Here is a 19,630-nt window from a genome sequence, read left to right as displayed (position 1 = left end):
GTATGAAGAAACCTGAATTGTTAGTAACGCCAAGAGCGGTGGCGGATATCGAACCTCTTGCGAAAGCAGGAGCAGATGCGGTAATGATCGGTGAGCAAAAGTTTGGTTTACGTTTAGCAGGGGAGTTTTCACGTGAAGATGTAAAACAAACTGTGAAGATTGCACATGAAAATGGTGTGAAAGTATACGTAGCCATGAACGCTATGTTCCACAACGATAAAGTAGAAGAATTAACAGATTACGTTTCATTTTTAAACGAAGTAAATGTAGATGCAATTGTTTTCGGAGATCCAGCGGTATTAATGGCTGTTCGCGAAGTAGCACCAAATATGCAGTTGCACTGGAATACAGAAACGACAGCAACAAACTGGTTCACTTGTAATTACTGGGGACAAAGAGGAGCGAAGCGTGCTGTATTAGCTCGTGAGCTGAGCTTAGATGAAATTGTTGATTTAAAAGAAAATGCTGAAGTGGAACTAGAAGTACAAATTCACGGTATGACTTGTATGTTCCAATCGAAGCGTTCATTAGTAGGAAACTACTTTGAGTATCAAGGACGTAATCTTGACATTGAAAAGAAAAAATATGAAGAGAATATGTTCTTATATGACCCAGAGCGTAACAATAAATATCCAATTTATGAAGATGAAAATGGTACTCACATTATGAGTCCGAACGATATTTGTTTCATCGATGAATTAGAGGAACTAATCGAAGCTGAAGTTGATAGCTTAAAAATCGACGGTGTACTAAAATGCTCTGAATACATTATTGAAGTAACGAAGAAATATCGTCAAGCGATTGATTTATGCGTAGAAGATCGTGATGCATATTATGACGTGAAAGATGATCTATATAAAGAAATAGAAGAAATGCAACCAGTAAATCGTCCGTTAGATACAGGATTCTTCTTTAAAGAAACGGTTTACTAAACGAGGAGGGTGTAGGAAATGACTGTACAAGAAATTTCACGAGTGATCGATGGCAAACGTGTTATTGTGAAGAAACCTGAACTGTTAATCCCTGCGGGTAACTTAGAAAAATTAAAAGTAGCTATCCATTACGGGGCAGATGCTGTATATTTAGGTGGACAAGAATTTGGTCTTCGTTCGAATGCAGGTAACTTTACGCTAGAAGAAATGGCAGAAGGCGTTGAGTTTGCAAAGAAGTATGGAGCAAAAATATACGTAACAACAAATATCTTTGCACATAATGAAAATATGGACGGGCTAGAGGAATATTTAAAAGGGATTGAAAAAGCTGGCGTAACGGGAATTATCGTTGCTGATCCGCTTATCATTGAGACTTGTAAACGCGTAGCGCCTTCTGTTGAGGTGCATTTAAGCACACAGCAATCACTATCCAACTGGAAAGCAGCACAGTATTGGAAAGAAGAAGGTTTACATCGTCTTGTATTAGCTCGTGAAGCAAGCTATGAAGAAATGAAAGAAATTAAAGAAAAAGTGGATATTGAAATTGAAGCATTCGTACATGGTGCAATGTGTATCGCATATTCAGGAAGATGCACATTAAGTAACCATATGACAGCGCGTGATTCTAATCGTGGTGGTTGTTGCCAATCTTGCCGCTGGGATTATGATTTAGTTCAAACAGTATCACAACATAAAGATGCAAAAGAGCTTCCTCTATTCCAAGAAGGAGATGCTCACTTTGCGATGAGTCCAAAAGATTTAAATTTAATTTTATCAATTCCGAAAATGATTGAAATCGGAATCGATAGCTTAAAGGTAGAAGGACGTATGAAATCAATCCATTACGTAGCGACTGTAGCAACTGTATATCGTAAAGTAATTGATGCTTATTGTGCGGATCCAGATAACTTTGAGTTTAAACAAGAATGGTTAGATGAGCTTGATAAATGTGCAAATCGTGATACAGCTCCTGCATTCTTTGAAGGGGTTCCAGGACATCAAGAGCAAATGTTTGGAAATCATAGTAAGAAAACAACGTATGATTTTGCTGGTTTAGTGTTAGATTATAATGAAGAAACGGGCATCGTATCGATTGAGCAACGTAATCATTTCAAACCAGGACATGAAGTGGAGTTCTTTGGACCAGAAATAGAAAACTTTACGCAAACGGTGGAGAAAATTTGGGATGAGGATGGAAACGAATTAGATGCAGCGAGACATCCGTTGCAAATCGTGAAATTCAAAGTGGATCAACGAGTGTATGTGAATAATATGATGCGCAAAAGCATACTTCAATAAGAAAGAGTGATAGTCGAATGGGGACGAATAAGCCTGTTGTAATTGGAATTGCTGGTGGTTCGGGATCAGGTAAAACGAGTGTAACGAAAGCGATTTTTGACCATTTTAAAGGTCATTCTATTTTAATCTTAGAGCAAGATTATTATTACAAAGATCAAAGCCATTTACCAATGGAAGAGCGTTTAAAAACAAATTATGATCATCCGCTTGCGTTTGATAATGATCTGTTAATTGAACATTTGCAGCAGTTGCTTGCATATGAGCAAATTGATAAGCCTGTATATGACTATACATTGCATACGCGTTCAGAAGAAATTATTCCAGTTGAGCCGAAAGATGTAATTATTTTAGAAGGAATTCTTATTTTAGAAGACCCACGTCTTTGCGAGTTAATGGACATTAAATTATTCGTTGATACGGATGCTGACCTTCGTATTCTGCGCCGCATGCAGCGTGATATTAAAGAGCGCGGTCGTACGATGGATTCAGTTATTGATCAGTACGTAAATGTTGTACGTCCAATGCACAATCAATTTATTGAGCCTTCTAAGAAATTTGCGGATATTATTATCCCTGAAGGTGGACAAAACCACGTTGCAATTGATATTATGGTGACAAAAATTGCAACAATTCTTGAACAAAAAGTAAATTTGTAATAGCATAGTAAAAGATATACGGTAGGAAGGGATTTTTTCCCTTCCTATCGAATACAATGAAACATGCAACCTCATCTATATATAGGTGAGGGCATATTTATATCAACTTTCCATACATATCTTCTTTATATAAAGAAGAATTGGAAATACGGGGTTGTATGTGACAACTCCGCTAGTGCAAGGGTACTAGAAACCTCCGCTAACAATGGAAGCGGAGGAGTTTTCATATGGAACTCCTCTTTTTTTCGGGGGATTGGTATATAAAAGGAGTGGAAAATATGTCAACAGAAAAAACATACCCTATGACGCAAGAGGGTAAGCAAAAACTAGAGAACGAACTTGAGCAATTAAAAACAGTAAGACGTAAAGAAGTAGTAGAACGTATTAAAATCGCACGTAGCTTCGGGGACCTTTCTGAGAACTCTGAGTACGATGCAGCGAAAGATGAGCAAGCGTTCGTAGAAGGACGTATTACACAATTAGAAAATATGATTCGTAATGCTGTTATCATTAAAGATACTGGCGAAGTATCAACTGTTGTTACATTAGGTAAAACAGTAACATTTAAAGAATTACCAAACGGAGATGAAGAAGCGTACACAATCGTAGGTAGCGCGGAAGCTGATCCATTCGAAGGAAGAATTTCTAACGATTCTCCAATCGCAAAAAGCTTATTAGGTAAGCAAATTGGTGAGAAAGTAACAATCCAAACACCAGGTGGAGAAATGCAAGTAGAGATTGTCTCTGTAAAATAAAAAAAAGATTCTCCTATCGGGAGAATCTTTTTTTTCTGTAGAATGAAAAAAATTGTGTAAACCTTAGAGTGATTCGACAAAAAATGTCAAAAAAACACTTTAAGCTTTGATATCATAATTAGAGACCATAGGTTTTAAAAGGGAAAAGGGGCTAATTATGAAACATAAAATCTTTACAGGATTGGTTTGTAGTATCTCCATATTAGGACTTGCTGCATGCGGAACGAATGAAGAAACTACATCATCAAAGGGAGAAAAAGTAAAGCAAGAAGAAAAAAAGGATATTAAAGCAACTGAGAGTTCAAAAGCCTTAGAAAATCCACAAGATAAAAAGGAATTTAATGATTTTGATGTAGCGTATCAATTAGCAATTGTCATGAAAATATTTCAAGATGTAACGATTAAGTATGATTACGCAATTGGGAATCCAGATTATTTATTGCGAGATTCGATGGATCAAAAAACAATAGATGATATGAAGAATATGTTACAAGAACAGGCGAAGAATAATGATAAAATTTTAAAAGATGAAGTGAATCAAGCATATATATATTTAAAACAATCGAAAGTAAGTAATAAAGATGATATTCAAAAAATAATAGATGCACAAAATAATTATTTACATATTGTAGATAAGATGATTACTTGTATTGATTCTGTAACAGTTGAGAATGCAAAAGAAAAAAGAAATGAAATGGATAATCTTAGTAAGGATTATTTAAAAATAGCGGCTAATGTAACAACTACTGTAATTGAAGTTGCTAAAAACACTGGAGTGAATGAAACTGAATTTAAATCGCTTCTTACGAAATTTTTAGAGAAGCCAAAAAAACAATAATAGCTTTATATAATATCTATTTTTGTTTTGGAGCTTGTATAAATAAAATAGTACCTCGTCTAAACTACAATAGACGAGGTGTTTTTTTATGAAAATAAAACGGAGAATTACAATTGTTTTAATTTGTTTTATGAGCGTTATGTTTGTATTGCTTTGTCGTTTAATCCAAATTCAAATTATAGATACAGAATCATTTACTGATCGCAAAATAAATTTAATTGAAAAAAGTGTTACGCAACGTACACAATCCATTACAGTAGACGATGGACGTGGGCAGTTTATAGATCGTAATGGTAAAGAAATAGGTGAGGAAAAATATCCTGTTTTAATTATTTTTCCATTTTTACAAATAAAAAATGACATGTTAGAGAAAATCGCGCATATCATTGGTGTGTCGAGACAAGAGATTAGAAGACAAATGAAAAATAACAAAAATGCATTTACCCTACAAGGAGAAACTGCTCCATTTCGAGTGACACGAGAGCAGATGGAGAAGGTAAATGAATTACATGTATTAGGTATTGTAGCAGCTGAAGTGCGATTAAAACAAACTGGAGAAATCAGTCATTTAATTGGTGATGTAGGGGAGAACGAAAGGGAGTTTCAAAAGCGATATGGAGAATTGAAAAAAATTTCAAAACAAACGCCGATAGGTATTTCAGGATTACAGCAATCATTTGATGAATTTCTATTGACTGATGGAGAGGCAAAAGTATTATATCAAGTAGATCGGCAAGGAGAACCAATTTTCGGAAAGCAAGCGAAATACACTTCACCAGGAAATCCGTTTTATCCAGTTAGGGTTCAAACTACTTTACATAAAGAGTTGCAGCAAAAAGCAGAAGAAGTGATTGAAGCAAACGAAATAAAGAAGGGGGGATTAGTATTACTTGATGTAAAGACAAATGAAATATTAGCGATGGTTAGTAAGCCGTCTTTACAAGTAAGGGATGAGAATTTATATAAAACTACACTTGAAAATCAAATGTTAACGCCACATTTTCCAGGCTCTGTTTTTAAAACAGTAGTTGCAGCTGCAGTCATTGATCAAAAAGTAAATTTGTTTAATCGGACATTTAACTGTAATAAAGATTTATATGGTGAAAACGACCCGCAAGTTAGGATGGGTACGCTTAACTTTAAAGAGAGCTTTGCTAGGAGCTGTAACAGGACATTTTCCGAGTTAGGTAACGAGCTATTACAAAAGGATAGGACGGTGTTAGAAACATACGTAGCAGCTCTAGGAGCAAATGAAAAGGTTGGATGGAAAGGTTCTGTATTTCATACACCTCATTTTGAGCAAATGTCAGAAGAGAAAGGCACTACTATTTGGGGAAATGAAGAAAATAAAAGTAATAAAAAAGCGGTAGAACAAACAGCGATTGGACAGAAAGATGTACGTATATCACCTCTAGCAATTGCCAATATGATGGCGACGATTGCGAGGAATGGAGAAAAGATGGAAGTGAAAGCTGTTGAAAAAATAGTATATAAAAATGGAGCGGATTTTTTTACATTTGAGAGCCATACGTTAAATGGAAAACAGCTTTCGTATGAAACAGTGAAAACATTACAAGAGTTATTAAGAGGCGTTGTAACAAGGGAGAAAGGAACAGGAACGGCATTCCGTTCGTTGCCACTAAGTGTCGCTGGAAAATCCGGGACAGCGCAAACGGGGAAAGGGACGAGGGTGAATCGCTGGTTTGCAGGTTATTTTCCGTATGAGAATCCAAGATATGCTTTAGTTGTTGTTGATCTAGAGACTGATAGCAAAGTGAATAAAGTTACACCTATTTTTAAAGATATGGTGGGAGCAATCTATCAATTGGAGAATGAAAAGTAATCTTGCAATTTATAGTGAAATGTCTTCATTTCATGAAAATATCATTGTAAATGTTCAACCTTTCTAGATTTAATGTTACAATAGCAATTAGGAAAAACTGCATGGAGGTTTGGAGAATGGCAGGAGGATCAAGATTCCAACAGAAACAACAAAAACGTCGTCAAAACGGTGTTTTAAATATTGCAATCGCTATTGTATTACTATTAGTAGCTATTGTAGCATATCAATTGTTCGTTCCTAGTACGAAAGAGCAAGCATCTTCTACTGATAAGAAAGTCTCTCAACAAACAACAAAGAATGAGAAAGCTGGAAAATCAGAAGATAAAGAATCTGCTAAGAAAAAAGAAAAAGAACAAGAGCAAGCAGAAGCTAAGAAAAAAGCTGAAGAAGAGAAGCTAAAGGCTGAAGAAGAACAGAAAAAAGCTGAAGAAGAAGCGAAAGCTAACGAGAAAGTATCAGCTGAAAAAACTGTATCTAAGGCAAAAGAGGCTTACACAAAACCTTCTTGGAAAGCTGTAGGAACAGAACAAGGTTCATCACCGGCGATGACGTTTAAACAAGGGTCATCAGATTGGAATGAGATGCAAAGTGCAATTGCTGCAGGTGTTGAGATACCGAAAGAGCAATTAGTATTCCATTTTGTTGGAAGAGACAAAACTGGAAAGAGCAAAGCTTATGGTGATGTTCAAGATAAGCAAAGTGGGAAAAGATATTACGTAAATATTGATTGGGTAGACAATGAGGGCTGGAAACCAGTACTTGTTCAAACTCTAAACTAAAAAAGAGAAGCTCCTTAGGAGCTTCTCTTTTTTGTTAACGCAATTTCTTTAATTTAAAATGAACAACCGCGCTATAATACGGTCTTTTGCTTTCAGGATCCATAACCATTTGATGAGAGATGTGATGAACTTCAAGCATAAGTGCTTTATTATTATCAATTTGTTCACTAATTTTTCGTTCTAAAGAAGCTAAGTCTCCCGCTTCAAAAAACTCTACTTTATCTTCTAACATTTCAAAGGTAAATGACATGAAGACGGCCCCTCTCCTATGTAATCAACTATAGTGTAACAAAGAAAAGAAGGAAATACCATGTACATTTCAATTGACATTTTTAGAAAGAGGGAATATCATACTGATAAAACCGATAAGAAAAAGGGGAATTTTTATGGGTACAGAATTTAATGGTTTATTTGATGAGTGGGCTCATACGTACGACTCATTTGTACAAGGCGAAGATATACAATATAAAGAAGTTTTCGCCCATTATGAGGACATTCTAGAGGATGTAGTTAACAAGTCATTTGGTAATGTATTAGAATTTGGTGTCGGTACAGGTAATTTAACAAATAAATTATTACTTGCTGGCCGCACAGTTTACGGTATAGAACCGTCGCGTGAAATGCGCATGATTGCAAAAGAGAAATTGCCAAAAGAATTTTCAATTACAGAGGGTGATTTTCTTTCGTTTGAAGTTCCAAATTCAATTGATACCATTGTAAGCACCTATGCATTTCATCATTTAACAGATGATGAAAAAAATGTAGCAATTGCGAAGTATAGTCAATTGCTAAACAAAGGTGGTAAAATAGTGTTTGCTGATACGATATTTGCAGATCAAGATGCATATGATAAAACTGTTGAAACAGCAAAAGAAAGAGGTTTCCACCAGTTAGCAAACGATTTGCAAACGGAATACTATACACGTATTCCAGTTATGCAGACTATTTTTGAAAACAATGGCTTCCATGTAACGTTCACGAGATTAAATCATTTCGTTTGGGTAATGGAGGCAACTAAGCAATAGAAAGAGGGATTAGATTGAGAATTGCTGTAATTGGAGCAATGGAAGAAGAAGTACGTATTTTACGTGACAAATTAGAACAAGCAGAGACAGAAACGGTTGCAGGTTGTGAATTTACGAAAGGGCTATTAGCAGGGCATGAAGTAATCTTGTTAAAGTCTGGTATTGGTAAAGTAAACGCAGCGATGTCAACGACAATTTTATTAGAAAAATATAAGCCTGAAAAAGTAATTAATACTGGCTCAGCTGGTGGATTCCATCATTCTCTAAACGTTGGTGATGTAGTTATTTCCACTGAAGTTCGTCACCATGACGTAGATGTAACAGCATTTAACTATGAATATGGTCAAGTACCAGGAATGCCGCCTGGATTTAAAGCTGATGAGGCGTTAGTTGCATTAGCTGAGAAATGTATGCAGGCTGAAGAAAATATTCAAGTTGTAAAAGGTATGATTGCAACAGGTGATTCATTTATGAGTGATCCGAACCGTGTTGCAGCAATTCGTGATAAATTTGAAAATCTTTATGCGGTAGAAATGGAAGCAGCAGCTGTTGCACAAGTATGCCACCAATATGAAATTCCGTTTGTTATCATTCGCGCACTTTCTGATATTGCTGGTAAAGAATCAAATGTTTCATTTGATCAGTTTTTAGATCAAGCAGCTCTTCATTCTACAAACTTTATCGTAAAAGTGTTAGAAGAGTTAAAGTAATGTAACAAAAAGGCAACTGTCTCATATAAAGAAAATACATACAGTTGCCTTTTCTTTATTGGCAAACAAGGGGGAGAACACGATGAATGTATATCGTGGAGTTCATGAGTTAATTGGTCATACACCAATTGTAGAATTTACTCGTTTTTCACTTCCGAAAGGGGTCCGTTTATTTGCAAAGCTTGAATTTTATAACCCAGGCGGAAGCGTTAAGGATCGTTTAGGAAGAGAATTAATCGAAGATGCGCTAGAAAAAGGGCTTGTTACCCAGGGTGGAACAATTATTGAACCGACTGCTGGGAATACTGGTATTGGACTGACACTTGCAGCATTAGAGCATGATTTACGTGTTATTGTTTGTGTACCAGAGAAATTTAGTATTGAAAAACAAGAATTAATGAAAGCACTAGGTGCAACGGTAGTGCATACACCGACTGAGCAAGGAATGACCGGTGCAATTGCTAAAGCAAAAGAGTTAGTAAATGAAATACCGAATTCATACTCTCCAAGTCAGTTCGCAAATGAGGCAAATCCTCGTGCATATTTTAAAACATTAGGACCTGAACTGTGGGACGCATTGAATGGAGAGATTAACATATTTGTTGCTGGAGCAGGAACTGGCGGTACATTTATGGGGACTGCATCTTATTTGAAAGAAAAAAATATAGGTATTAAAACAGTTATCGTAGAGCCAGAAGGATCTATTTTAAATGGTGGTAAGGCTGGTTCACATGAGACCGAAGGAATTGGACTGGAATTTATCCCGCCATTTTTGAAGACATCTTATTTTGATGAAATTCATACGATTTCTGATCGAAATGCATTTTTACGAGTGAAAGAATTAGCGCAAAAAGAAGGACTTCTCGTTGGGAGCTCTTCAGGAGCAGCATTTCATGCGAGCTTACTTGAGGCAGAGAAGGCAGCACCAGGTACAAATATTGTAACCATTTTTCCTGATAGCAGTGAGCGCTATTTAAGTAAAGACATATACAAAGGATGGGAATAAAAAATGAGAGCAAAGACAAAGTTAATTCATGGTATTCGCATAGGAGAACCTTCAACTGGATCTGTAAACGTACCGATTTATCAAACAAGTACGTACAAACAAGAAGCAGTTGGTAAGCATCAAGGATATGAATATTCACGTACAGGTAACCCAACACGTGCAGCTTTAGAAGAAATGATTGCTGTATTAGAAAATGGGCATGCTGGATTTGCATTTGGTTCAGGAATGGCTGCTATTACAGCGACAATTATGTTGTTCTCAAAAGGTGACCACGTTATTTTAACAGATGATGTTTATGGCGGAACATACCGCGTTATTACAAAAGTATTAAACCGTTTCGGTATTGAGCATACATTTGTAGATACAACAAACTTAGAGGAAGTTAAAGAAGCGATTCGTCCAAATACGAAAGCAATTTATGTGGAAACACCAACGAACCCACTACTAAAAATTACTGATATTAAGAAAATATCTACTCTTGCTAAAGAAAAAGACTTATTAACAATTATTGATAACACATTCATGACGCCATATTGGCAGTCGCCGATTTCTTTAGGAGCAGATATTGTGCTTCATAGTGCAACGAAATATTTAGGAGGTCATAGTGACGTAGTTGCAGGTCTAGTAGTTGTAAATAGCCCACAACTAGCAGAAGATCTTCACTTTGTACAAAACTCAACAGGAGGTATTCTTGGGCCGCAAGATAGCTTCTTACTACTTCGTGGTTTAAAAACATTAGGAATTCGTATGGAAGAACATGAAACGAATTCACGCGCTATTGCTGAGTTCTTAAATAATCATCCAAAAGTAAATAAAGTATATTACCCAGGTCTTGAATCACATCAAAACCACGAATTAGCAACAGAACAAGCAAATGGTTTTGGTGCTATTATCTCATTTGATGTAGATAGTGAAGAGACATTAAATAAAGTACTTGAGAAATTGCAGTATTTTACACTGGCTGAAAGTTTAGGAGCAGTAGAAAGTTTAATTTCTATTCCATCTCAAATGACACATGCATCAATCCCAGCTGATCGCCGCAAAGAATTAGGAATTACAGATACATTAATTCGTATTTCTGTCGGTATTGAAGATGGTGAAGATTTAATTGAAGATTTAGCACAAGCGCTAGCATAATAAAAAAACGCACTGCTAATATAGAGCAGTGCGTTTTTTTATTACATTATTTTGTGAAACATTTCACAAAATAGACATACACAAACGAAATGATTTCATGTATATTGAATTCAGGAAATGTTACTCACGAACAAACTTGTGAAACATTTCACAAACAATGAAATTCATGTAGGAAAGCATCTCTATTTTTTTATGTTAATTGGGACTTATTTTGACCTATAGGGACATATAGGGACCGTGATAGTAGAATAGGAGGAAATTTACATGGTAGTCAAAGAGAAAGTTGTAAATGAAATGCAGGAAGTAAAAAAGATGATTGATACACTAGTAAATAATGGTCAACAAGCTTTACAAGCATTAGAAAGTTTTACACAAGAGGAAATTGACAACATTGTTCATGAAATGGCATTAGCAGGTGTTGATCAACATATGCCGCTAGCAAAATTAGCAGTTGAAGAAACTGGCCGTGGTGTATATGAAGACAAATGCATTAAAAATATTTTTGCCACTGAATATATTTGGCATAGTATAAAGCAAGATAAAACGGTAGGAATTATTCACGAAGATTCTCATGAAGAAATAATAGAAATCGCGGAACCTGTCGGTGTAGTAGCTGGGGTAACGCCAGTAACGAATCCAACGTCGACAACAATGTTTAAAGCGTTAATTGCGATAAAAACAAGAAATCCAATTATTTTCGCGTTTCATCCTTCCGCACAAAAATGTTCTGTGGCAGCGGCGAAAACAGTATATGATGCAGCGATGAAAGCTGGTGCACCAAAACACTGTATTCAATGGATTGAAAGACCGTCTGTTGAAGCGACGAAACAATTAATGAACCATGATGGTGTAGCACTCGTTCTAGCAACTGGAGGCGCTGGTATGGTGAAATCAGCTTACTCTACTGGAAAACCAGCGTTAGGCGTTGGGCCTGGTAATGTACCGTGTTATATAGAAAAATCAGCACATGTAAAACGAGCTGTTAATGATTTAATTTTATCGAAAACATTTGATAACGGTATGATTTGTGCATCGGAACAAGCAATCATTGTCGATAAAGAAATCTATGATGATGTTAAAACAGAAATGATTGAAAACAATTGTTACTTTGTAACAGAAGAAGAAAGAAAAAAATTAGAAAAGCTTGTTATAAATGAAAATACATGTGCAGTAAATAGTGATATTGTAGGGAAATCAGCACAGTATATTGCCGATTTAGTTGGGATTACTGTTCCTGAACATACAAAAATGCTTGTAGCTGAAATTCAAGGTATCGGAGCAGCATATCCGTTATCTCGTGAGAAACTGAGTCCAGTATTAGCTTGTGTGAAGGCGAATTCATTAGAAGAAGGATTTACATATTGCGAAGAAATGTTGAACCTCGGTGGTTTAGGACATTCAGCAGTTATCCATTCTACAAATAAAGATGTGCAAAAGCAATTTGGATTACGTATGAAAGCTTGCCGTCTCATTGTAAATGCACCTTCATCACAAGGTGGAATAGGTGATATATATAATGGATTTATTCCATCACTTACACTTGGTTGTGGTTCATACGGAAAGAATTCAGTTTCCCAAAATGTAACAGCCACTCATTTATTAAATATAAAAAGGCTGGCAAATAGAAAAAAGAATATGCAGTGGTTCAAATTGCCACCAAAAATTTATTTTGAAAAACATGCTACAGCTTATTTAGCAAATATACCTAACATTTCACGTGCATTTATTGTAACGGACCCTGGAATGGTTGAACATGGCTATGTCGATACAGTCGCGCACTATTTAAACAAGCATGCAAATGATGTGAAAGTTGAAGTTTTCTTTGAGGTCGAACCAGATCCATCAGATGAAACTGTTTTTAAAGGTGCGGAAATGATGAGAAGCTTTAAGCCAGATGTAATTATCGCACTTGGTGGTGGTTCAGCTATGGATGCAGCAAAAGGAATGTGGTTATTCTATGAGCATCCAGAAACGACATTCTATGGCATTAAACAGAAGTTTTTAGATATAAGAAAACGTACATGTAAATATCCGGAATTAGGAAATAAGGCGCAGTTTGTTGCGATTCCAACGACATCAGGAACGGGATCAGAAGTGACACCATTTGCGGTTATTACAGATAAGAAAAATAATATAAAGTATCCGCTTGCAGATTATGAATTAACACCAGATGTAGCAATTGTTGATCCGCAATTTGTAATGACAGTACCACCACATGTAACAGCAGATACTGGTATGGATGTTTTAACACATGCAATTGAGGCGTATGTGTCTGTTATGGCAAATGACTATACAGATGGATTAGCATTAAAAGCTATTGATCTCGTATTCAAATATTTACCGAGAGCATATAAAGATGGAAATGATGAAGAAGCAAGAGAAAAAATGCATAACGCTTCTGCAATTGCAGGTATGGCATTTGCAAATGCTTTCCTCGGTATTAATCACAGCTTAGCACATAAAATTGGACCAGAATTCCATATTCCGCACGGACGCGCAAATGCCATTCTAATGCCGCATGTAGTCCGCTATAATGCTATTAAGCCAAGAAAACACGCATTGTTCCCAAAATATGAGCACTTTGTGGCAGATGAAAGATATGCACATATAGCGAGAATGCTCGGGCTTCCAGCAAGCTCGGCAGCAGAAGGGGTGGAATCACTCGTCAAAGCAATTATTGAGCTTGGAAAAAGCTTAAATATTAATATGAGTATTGCAGGACAAGGAGTAGATAAAGAGCAATTTGAAGAGGTTGTTGGAGTATTAGCAGAAAGAGCTTTTGAAGATCAATGTACAACTGCTAATCCAAAGTTGCCGCTTATTTCAGAACTGAAAGAAATTTATATGGAAGCATATAAAGGTGAATAATGATTACAAAAGAGCCGCAGTAAAGCGGCTCTTTTTTTATTGGAAAACATCTCCCAGAATGGCTGTATTTACTGGTCTTTCAGTTTCATAGAATATGATACAGTGAAATGGAGGAGTGAGAATATAATGAAAGAATTAAAAGGAAAAATAGAAGACTATACTCGGTTCGGACAAATTCTTCTCGCTGTAAGTACATTGTTAATGGTTGGCTTGTTGATTCCGAATGGAGCAAAAGAGACAATCCAATTTTTTGTTATGATGGGGAGCATCGTTATATTTTTAAGTTTATCGTTCTTTTTCTTTCAGCGAGTGAAAGTGATGCGTGACCAGCTAGAGGAAAATGAATGTGAATAATATTGTTAACTAGAGCGCGGCGAAAAGAAAAAATCTTTTTGTCACGCTTTTTGTTTTTTGTAGAAAAATGTATGCGTTTCGTGTTGACAATGATAATCCTTATCAATTAAAGTAGAATAGTGGTTAATGATTATCATTATCAATTAGAGGTGAAGGAATGAAAAAATCTATTACGCTATTTACAGCGATTTTATCTATTTTTTTCTTGTTAATAGGTTGCAGTGCCAAAGGGGACGAAAAAGCGTCTGCAACCAAAACAGAAAAAGGAAAAGAGAAAATCGAAATTACCGACCTATCAGGAAGAAAGGTAACATTCGATAAAGTGCCAGAAAATTTTGCAACATTAAGTATGGGGGACATGGATATTATTCATGCTTTAGGTGGAAAAATAGTAGGTCGCCCGGATACGAAATTAACTCTTCCAGAGGAGTTAAAGAAAGCACAAGTAATTGGGAATGCACATCAACCGAATTTTGAGCAAATTGCTAGTTTAAAGCCCGATGTACTTGTTGCTAACAATGGATTCCAAAAGAATGTGCCAACGGTTGAAGGACAAGGAACGCAAGTTATCATTTCTTCTGCGAATTCTGTACAAGATATTCAAAAGAATATTGAATTATATGGAACGGTAATGAAGAAAGAAGATAAAGCAAAAGAAATTAATCAAAAAATGAATGATCAAATGAAGAAATATGAGAAAAAGAGCGATGTGAAAGCATTGCTAGTGTATGGCGCACCAGGTACTTATTTAGCGGCATTACCAACATCTTTATCAGGTGATATTTTAGAAAAAACAGGCGGAAAAAATATTGCTTCTGATTTTCCAGAAACGAAAGAATATCCGCAATATGCACAGCTAAGTGTAGAACGTATTATTGAGGCGAATCCAGATGTGATTTATTTAATTACACACGGAGATCCAAAAAGTGTGAAAAAAGCATTCGAAGGCGAAATGATGAAAAATGAAGCGTGGAAAAATTTAGAGGCAGTAAAACAAAACCGCGTAGTTATTTTGCCACCTGATTTATTTGGATCTAATCCTGGTACAAAAGTTACAGAAGCAATGGATTTTATGTATAAAAGTATACAAGATGTAAGGAAATGATACGTATGGAAAGTAGTGAAGTAGTAAGAGAAAAGGAACATCCTTTTGCGAAAAAAAGATGGATAATAGCAGTTACTTTAGTTATATTAACAATCCTAGGTCTCTTGTACGGTCTTTTCGCAGGAAGTTTATCCTTTTCTATACGAGATATTTTAACAGGTATACAAGAGGAAGGTTCGACAGTTCATCGAATTGTATGGGATCTTCGCATACCGAGAGTGCTTATTGGGTTTATAGTAGGAACATGTTTAGCTGCATCTGGTACACTGCTACAAGGGGTTATGAGAAACCCTCTTGCAGATCCTGGTATTATCGGAGTTTCATCTGGAGCAGGCCTTGTAGCAATTGTCATCATGATTTTATTCCCACAGCATCTAGCTTTTTTACCACTAGGGGCGTTTTTAGGAGCTTTCATAACAGCGATGGTTATTTATGCTTTATCATGGCAAAAAGGGGCACCACCTTCAAGAATCGTCTTAGTAGGGGTGTCGATCAATGCATTAATTGGTGCAGCAACGTCAGCATTAATGTTATTACATAGTGACAAAGTACAATCGGTGTTACCGTGGTTAGCGGGCGGTATTGGTGGTGTAAGTTGGGCACATTTAAACATGATTATTTATTATGCAATATTCGCCATTATATTAGCTTTCTTTGGTATTAAGCATATTCGAGTGTTAATGCTTGGAGATGAAATGGCAAAGTTATTAGGACATAATGTGGAAAAAAGTCGGTTTTATTTAATCGTAGTAAGTACATTATTAGCTGGAATTGCAGTAAGTGTGTCTGGTCTTATTGGATTTGTCGGTCTTGTCGTACCACATATGCTACGTTTATTAGTTGGAAATGATTATAGATATTTGCTACCTTTATCATGCCTTGGCGGCGGGGTATTACTTGTTTTTGCGGATGCAATAGCTCGAAGTTGGTTTGACCCAATCGAATTGCCTGTTGGTATTTTACTGTCCTTCTTAGGTGGTCCGTTCTTCTTATATTTAATTCATAGAGGAGGAAAACAAAGTGATTTCCGTTAACAAAGTGTTTTACGCACACTCTGAAAGATTTCAAATGCAAAATATGAATGTACATATTAAGGCTGGAGAAATCGTTAGTTTAATTGGTCCGAATGGATCGGGAAAATCTACTTTGCTTCGTTTAATAGCAAGGCTACTGAAACAAAGCGAAGGGGACATCATTTTAGATGGGAAAAATATTCATATGATGAAGAGTGCTGATGTAGCGAAGCAATTAGCAATGTTACCGCAAATGCATGATCATCAATTAGATTTAACAGTGAAAGAACTAATTGAGTTCGGAAGAGGTCCACATAAATCATGGAGTAGCCGCTTAAATAAAGAAGATGAAGAAATTGTTGATTGGGCATTGTCTGTTACAAATCTTGAAGGGTATGAATATCGTCTTTTACATTCTTTATCAGGAGGGGAACGGCAACGTGCTTGGATTGCGATGACGTTAGCGCAACGTACAAATGTCTTATTATTGGATGAACCAACAACCTTTTTAGATATCGTTCACCAGTTGGAAGTAATGGAACTTGTGAAACGATTAAATGAGGAGTTTGGAATGACAATTATAATGGTTTTACATGACATTAACCAAGCTGCTCAATATAGCGATCGTTTACTTGTATTAAAGCGAGGAAAGATTCAGTATGATGGTATACCAGAAGAAGTACTATGCCATGAAATGTTTCAACATGTATTTGGCATAGATGTAGATATTTTTCAAGGAAGTGACAAGCCTTTTTTTACACCGAAACGAATTTCTAAAAGGGGAGAAGAGCGATGCAAACAGAAGAGCGTATTACCACGGAATTAGTAAGAGAATTTGTTATGGCAGCTCACGGGAATTTAGAGAAAGTACAAGAGCTATTGGTTGAATCACCAAGCTTACTTCACGCCTCTTATAATTGGGGTGGATCAGATTGGGAAAGTGCGTTAGGCGCATCGGCACATGTAGGTCGTAAAGATATTGCTCTTTATTTACTAGAAAAGGGTGCTCGGATGGATATTTTTGCAGCAGCTATGCTTGGTGAATTAGAAGTTGTACAAGCTATTTTAGTAGCTCAACCAGAAGCATTGCGTGCATCTGGCCCTCATGGTATTTCTCTTCTTCAACATGCACGAATGGGTGGAGAGAAATCTAAGCGTGTATATGATTATTTAGCAATACTATCTTAATGAACGAAGGAAGTTCTTATGTGCGGTAAACTTTTCACTTGAAACAATTGGAAAGTTTACCGCCCGTTAGAACGGGATAAGTATCTAGTATATTTGAAAATCCTACACCCCCCTCAATTGTAGTTTTCTTTATGCTAGTTATGATATGGATGCAGTGGACAATATTTGTCTACTGCTTTTTTTAGTTATTTAGAATGAATATTCTGTATTTTATCATTGGTTCATTTATCCCGCTATTTTCCAGGCAGTAAGACTCTCGCCTAAAAATTCAGTTAAAGAAAAGAAGTTAGACGGGAGATCCACTGCCTGTAAACGTCGGATTGGTAAAGGCTAATAATCAGTGGGGTGAACAAAATTCCCCACTGATTAAAGTTTCCTTTATAATAAATAGTAACATACCGTATACATACAAAACATGATCGTGAAATGAAGAATAAATTAGTGGAAAGGAGTGCCAGCATGTTTCATACAGAACGTTTACAAATTCGCAAATATACAATGGATGATTTACAGTTCTACGCTTCACTATGGGGGAACGAGAAGGTAATGCGTTATATTGGAAATGGGACATTAAAAACATATATACAGTGTAAAAAAAGTCTGGAGGAATGGGTGATTCCTAGCTATAAAAACGGTCTCGGTTTATTTGTATTGATTGAAAAGGAAACGGGAACAAGAATTGGTCATGCAGGGCTGGTAAAGCAGAAAATAGATGGAAAAGAGGAAATTGAAATTGGTTATTGGTTACTTCCTCAGTATTGGGGAAAAGGGTATGCAAAAGAAGCGGCGGCAGCATTTCGTGACTATGGTTTCCAAGCATTACGAATGAATAAATTAATTTCTCTTATTAATCCGAATCATCCCGCCTCAATATTTGTTGCTAGAAAAACTGGGCTCAGCTACGAGAAAACAACGTCATTTCATGGAATCGATGCTCTAGTTTATTCTATTAAGCGTGTTGGATGAAAAAATTACTTTTTTAAAGGTAAATTGCATTTTTTGAAGAATGGTATATGAAAATAAAGGGAGGGGTTACATGTACATTTATCATAATGGACTTATTATTCGTGAGGGAACGAGTAGTGTACCAGCATATGCAATTAAAGCTTTATTTGAAGATGCCGGTTGGAGTAATGATAATATCCCTTCTTGGCAAATTGAAAAATTTACGATAGCATTCGAAAATTCAACATGGGCTTTCACAATTTGGGATGAGGAAGAGATGATTGCGATGGTTAGAGTCATTTCTGATGGAATTATGATTGCGAACATAGTAAATTTAGTTGTGAAGTGTGAATATAGAGGGAAGGGATTAGGTAAGAAGCTTGTAGCTCTTTGCCTGCAAAAACTTCCCCACGGTGATTGGTTTGCGCATACATCAGCGAACAATTTTGATTTTTATAGAAGCTGTGGATTTGAAGTTAGAGAGCTATCGAGAAATGGAACATGTGCGTATTATGGATATCAAGTCGCAAAAAGAGATGGTCACCGATAAATGAATGGAAAGTAAAAAAGTATAGCGAGGTAATTTTGAGACTTTTGATAATAGAGAATGGATTGAGGCTCGTTTTATGATAAAATAAAAGAAAATTCTGTTTATTATTAGGGGGATAAAAATGAGTGTAAAAGCTGGGGATGTATTTAAATATGAAAGAAGATTTACTGAGGAAGAAGTTTTTGAATTTGCAAATATTACCGGTGATAAAGGTAGACACCATGTGGAATACGATGAAAATGGAAGATTAATGGTTCATGGTTTATTGACTGCTAGCATTGGGACGAAAGTGGGAGAAGAGTTACATTACATAGCAAGAGAATTAGTAAGTGAGTTTATTAGACCAGTTTTCACAGGAGATACGATCACTTGTGAACTAACTTTAACAAATGTTGAGCAAATGGAAGGCTATAAAAAAGTTTCAATCGAGTCAGTTTATCGCAATCAGCATGAGAAGACTGTACTAGTTGGGACAAGTTATGGAATTATAAGGGGATAAAAAGAAGCCTGTTTAACTGATATGCTCCCCCTATAGTAGACAGAAAAAAGAAAGCTTTATATCCTGTCTACTATAAGGGGGATTTTTTTATGGGGAAAATTAGAAGAACATATGATGAAACATTTAAG

21 protein-coding genes are annotated in these 19,630 nt (G+C 36.1%); 20 read left to right on the top strand and 1 reads right to left on the bottom strand.

Annotated elements, in window-relative coordinates; all coding sequences use genetic code 11:
• Positions 1–2 precede the first annotated feature (2 nt).
• From MR168_RS11770 to MR168_RS11740, 7 genes are all read left to right on the top strand, one after another.
• The gene (locus MR168_RS11770; protein ID WP_242291265.1) at positions 3–932 is read left to right on the top strand and encodes a peptidase U32 family protein; all 930 of its coding nucleotides are present in this window, start codon (positions 3–5) and stop codon (positions 930–932) included.
• 18 nt (positions 933–950) lie between these two features.
• On the top strand, positions 951–2,231 hold the full coding sequence (locus tag MR168_RS11765; RefSeq protein WP_086411438.1) for a peptidase U32 family protein: 1,281 nt from the start codon (positions 951–953) through the stop codon (positions 2,229–2,231).
• A gap of 17 nt (positions 2,232–2,248) precedes the next feature.
• The gene (gene udk / locus MR168_RS11760) at positions 2,249–2,887 is read left to right on the top strand and encodes a uridine kinase (protein WP_000537078.1); all 639 of its coding nucleotides are present in this window, start codon (positions 2,249–2,251) and stop codon (positions 2,885–2,887) included.
• A gap of 278 nt (positions 2,888–3,165) precedes the next feature.
• Positions 3,166–3,642: a transcription elongation factor GreA gene (gene greA, locus MR168_RS11755; protein ID WP_000102591.1), complete on the top strand. Its 477-nt coding sequence runs from the start codon at positions 3,166–3,168 to the stop codon at positions 3,640–3,642.
• 157 nt (positions 3,643–3,799) lie between these two features.
• The gene (locus tag MR168_RS11750; protein ID WP_086411439.1) at positions 3,800–4,480 is read left to right on the top strand and encodes a hypothetical protein; all 681 of its coding nucleotides are present in this window, start codon (positions 3,800–3,802) and stop codon (positions 4,478–4,480) included.
• 88 nt (positions 4,481–4,568) lie between these two features.
• Positions 4,569–6,323: a peptidoglycan D,D-transpeptidase FtsI family protein gene (locus tag MR168_RS11745; RefSeq protein WP_000695153.1), complete on the top strand. Its 1,755-nt coding sequence runs from the start codon at positions 4,569–4,571 to the stop codon at positions 6,321–6,323.
• 116 nt (positions 6,324–6,439) lie between these two features.
• On the top strand, positions 6,440–7,102 hold the full coding sequence (locus tag MR168_RS11740) for a YrrS family protein (protein WP_000897098.1): 663 nt from the start codon (positions 6,440–6,442) through the stop codon (positions 7,100–7,102).
• 34 nt (positions 7,103–7,136) lie between these two features.
• On the opposite strand, the gene MR168_RS11735 is transcribed toward MR168_RS11740, so the two are convergent.
• Positions 7,137–7,352 (bottom strand): YrzA family protein, encoded by a 216-nt coding sequence (locus MR168_RS11735; protein ID WP_000010984.1) that lies wholly within the window; start codon positions 7,350–7,352, stop codon positions 7,137–7,139.
• A gap of 136 nt (positions 7,353–7,488) precedes the next feature.
• On the opposite strand from MR168_RS11735, the gene MR168_RS11730 reads away from it, so the two are divergent.
• From MR168_RS11730 to MR168_RS11670, 13 genes are all read left to right on the top strand, one after another.
• The gene (locus tag MR168_RS11730) at positions 7,489–8,127 is read left to right on the top strand and encodes a class I SAM-dependent DNA methyltransferase (RefSeq protein ID WP_000536320.1); all 639 of its coding nucleotides are present in this window, start codon (positions 7,489–7,491) and stop codon (positions 8,125–8,127) included.
• Positions 8,128–8,141: 14 nt separating this feature from the next.
• Positions 8,142–8,837, top strand: a complete 696-nt coding sequence (mtnN, locus tag MR168_RS11725) for a 5'-methylthioadenosine/S-adenosylhomocysteine nucleosidase (protein WP_001217024.1) — start codon at positions 8,142–8,144, stop codon at positions 8,835–8,837.
• A gap of 82 nt (positions 8,838–8,919) precedes the next feature.
• Positions 8,920–9,843 (top strand): O-acetylserine dependent cystathionine beta-synthase, encoded by a 924-nt coding sequence (locus MR168_RS11720; RefSeq protein ID WP_242291264.1) that lies wholly within the window; start codon positions 8,920–8,922, stop codon positions 9,841–9,843.
• A gap of 3 nt (positions 9,844–9,846) precedes the next feature.
• Positions 9,847–10,980, top strand: a complete 1,134-nt coding sequence (locus tag MR168_RS11715) for a bifunctional cystathionine gamma-lyase/homocysteine desulfhydrase (RefSeq protein WP_001201917.1) — start codon at positions 9,847–9,849, stop codon at positions 10,978–10,980.
• Positions 10,981–11,244: 264 nt separating this feature from the next.
• On the top strand, positions 11,245–13,848 hold the full coding sequence (gene adhE, locus MR168_RS11710) for a bifunctional acetaldehyde-CoA/alcohol dehydrogenase (protein WP_000260507.1): 2,604 nt from the start codon (positions 11,245–11,247) through the stop codon (positions 13,846–13,848).
• Between the two features lie 126 nt (positions 13,849–13,974).
• Positions 13,975–14,202, top strand: a complete 228-nt coding sequence (locus tag MR168_RS11705) for a YrhC family protein (protein ID WP_000661263.1) — start codon at positions 13,975–13,977, stop codon at positions 14,200–14,202.
• A gap of 157 nt (positions 14,203–14,359) precedes the next feature.
• Complete coding sequence (locus MR168_RS11700) at positions 14,360–15,307, top strand: ABC transporter substrate-binding protein (protein WP_000748452.1); 948 nt, start codon at positions 14,360–14,362, stop codon at positions 15,305–15,307.
• 5 nt (positions 15,308–15,312) lie between these two features.
• Positions 15,313–16,341 carry a FecCD family ABC transporter permease gene (locus tag MR168_RS11695; protein WP_002041831.1) on the top strand — a complete coding sequence of 343 codons (1,029 nt, stop codon included), beginning with the start codon at positions 15,313–15,315 and terminating at the stop codon, positions 16,339–16,341.
• Positions 16,328–17,146, top strand: coding sequence for an ABC transporter ATP-binding protein (locus MR168_RS11690; protein WP_006926759.1), 819 nt, complete (start codon positions 16,328–16,330; stop codon positions 17,144–17,146). The genes MR168_RS11695 and MR168_RS11690 overlap by 14 nt, the downstream gene beginning before the upstream one ends.
• A complete protein-coding gene (locus MR168_RS11685; protein WP_001192770.1) occupies positions 17,113–17,508 on the top strand; it encodes an ankyrin repeat domain-containing protein in 396 nt (131 codons plus the stop codon). The genes MR168_RS11690 and MR168_RS11685 overlap by 34 nt, the downstream gene beginning before the upstream one ends.
• 426 nt (positions 17,509–17,934) lie before the next feature.
• Positions 17,935–18,474, top strand: a complete 540-nt coding sequence (locus MR168_RS11680; protein ID WP_139848815.1) for a GNAT family N-acetyltransferase — start codon at positions 17,935–17,937, stop codon at positions 18,472–18,474.
• A gap of 70 nt (positions 18,475–18,544) precedes the next feature.
• Positions 18,545–19,003 carry a GNAT family N-acetyltransferase gene (locus tag MR168_RS11675; RefSeq protein WP_000276126.1) on the top strand — a complete coding sequence of 153 codons (459 nt, stop codon included), beginning with the start codon at positions 18,545–18,547 and terminating at the stop codon, positions 19,001–19,003.
• A gap of 121 nt (positions 19,004–19,124) precedes the next feature.
• Positions 19,125–19,502, top strand: a complete 378-nt coding sequence (locus tag MR168_RS11670; RefSeq protein WP_000111564.1) for a hotdog family protein — start codon at positions 19,125–19,127, stop codon at positions 19,500–19,502.
• Positions 19,503–19,630: the final 128 nt, after the last annotated feature.

The organism is Bacillus cereus group sp. BfR-BA-01356, from assembly GCF_022663635.1.
Lineage (GTDB): Bacteria > Bacillota > Bacilli > Bacillales > Bacillaceae_G > Bacillus_A > Bacillus_A cereus.
This window is presented reverse-complemented; position numbering and strand designations above follow the sequence as displayed.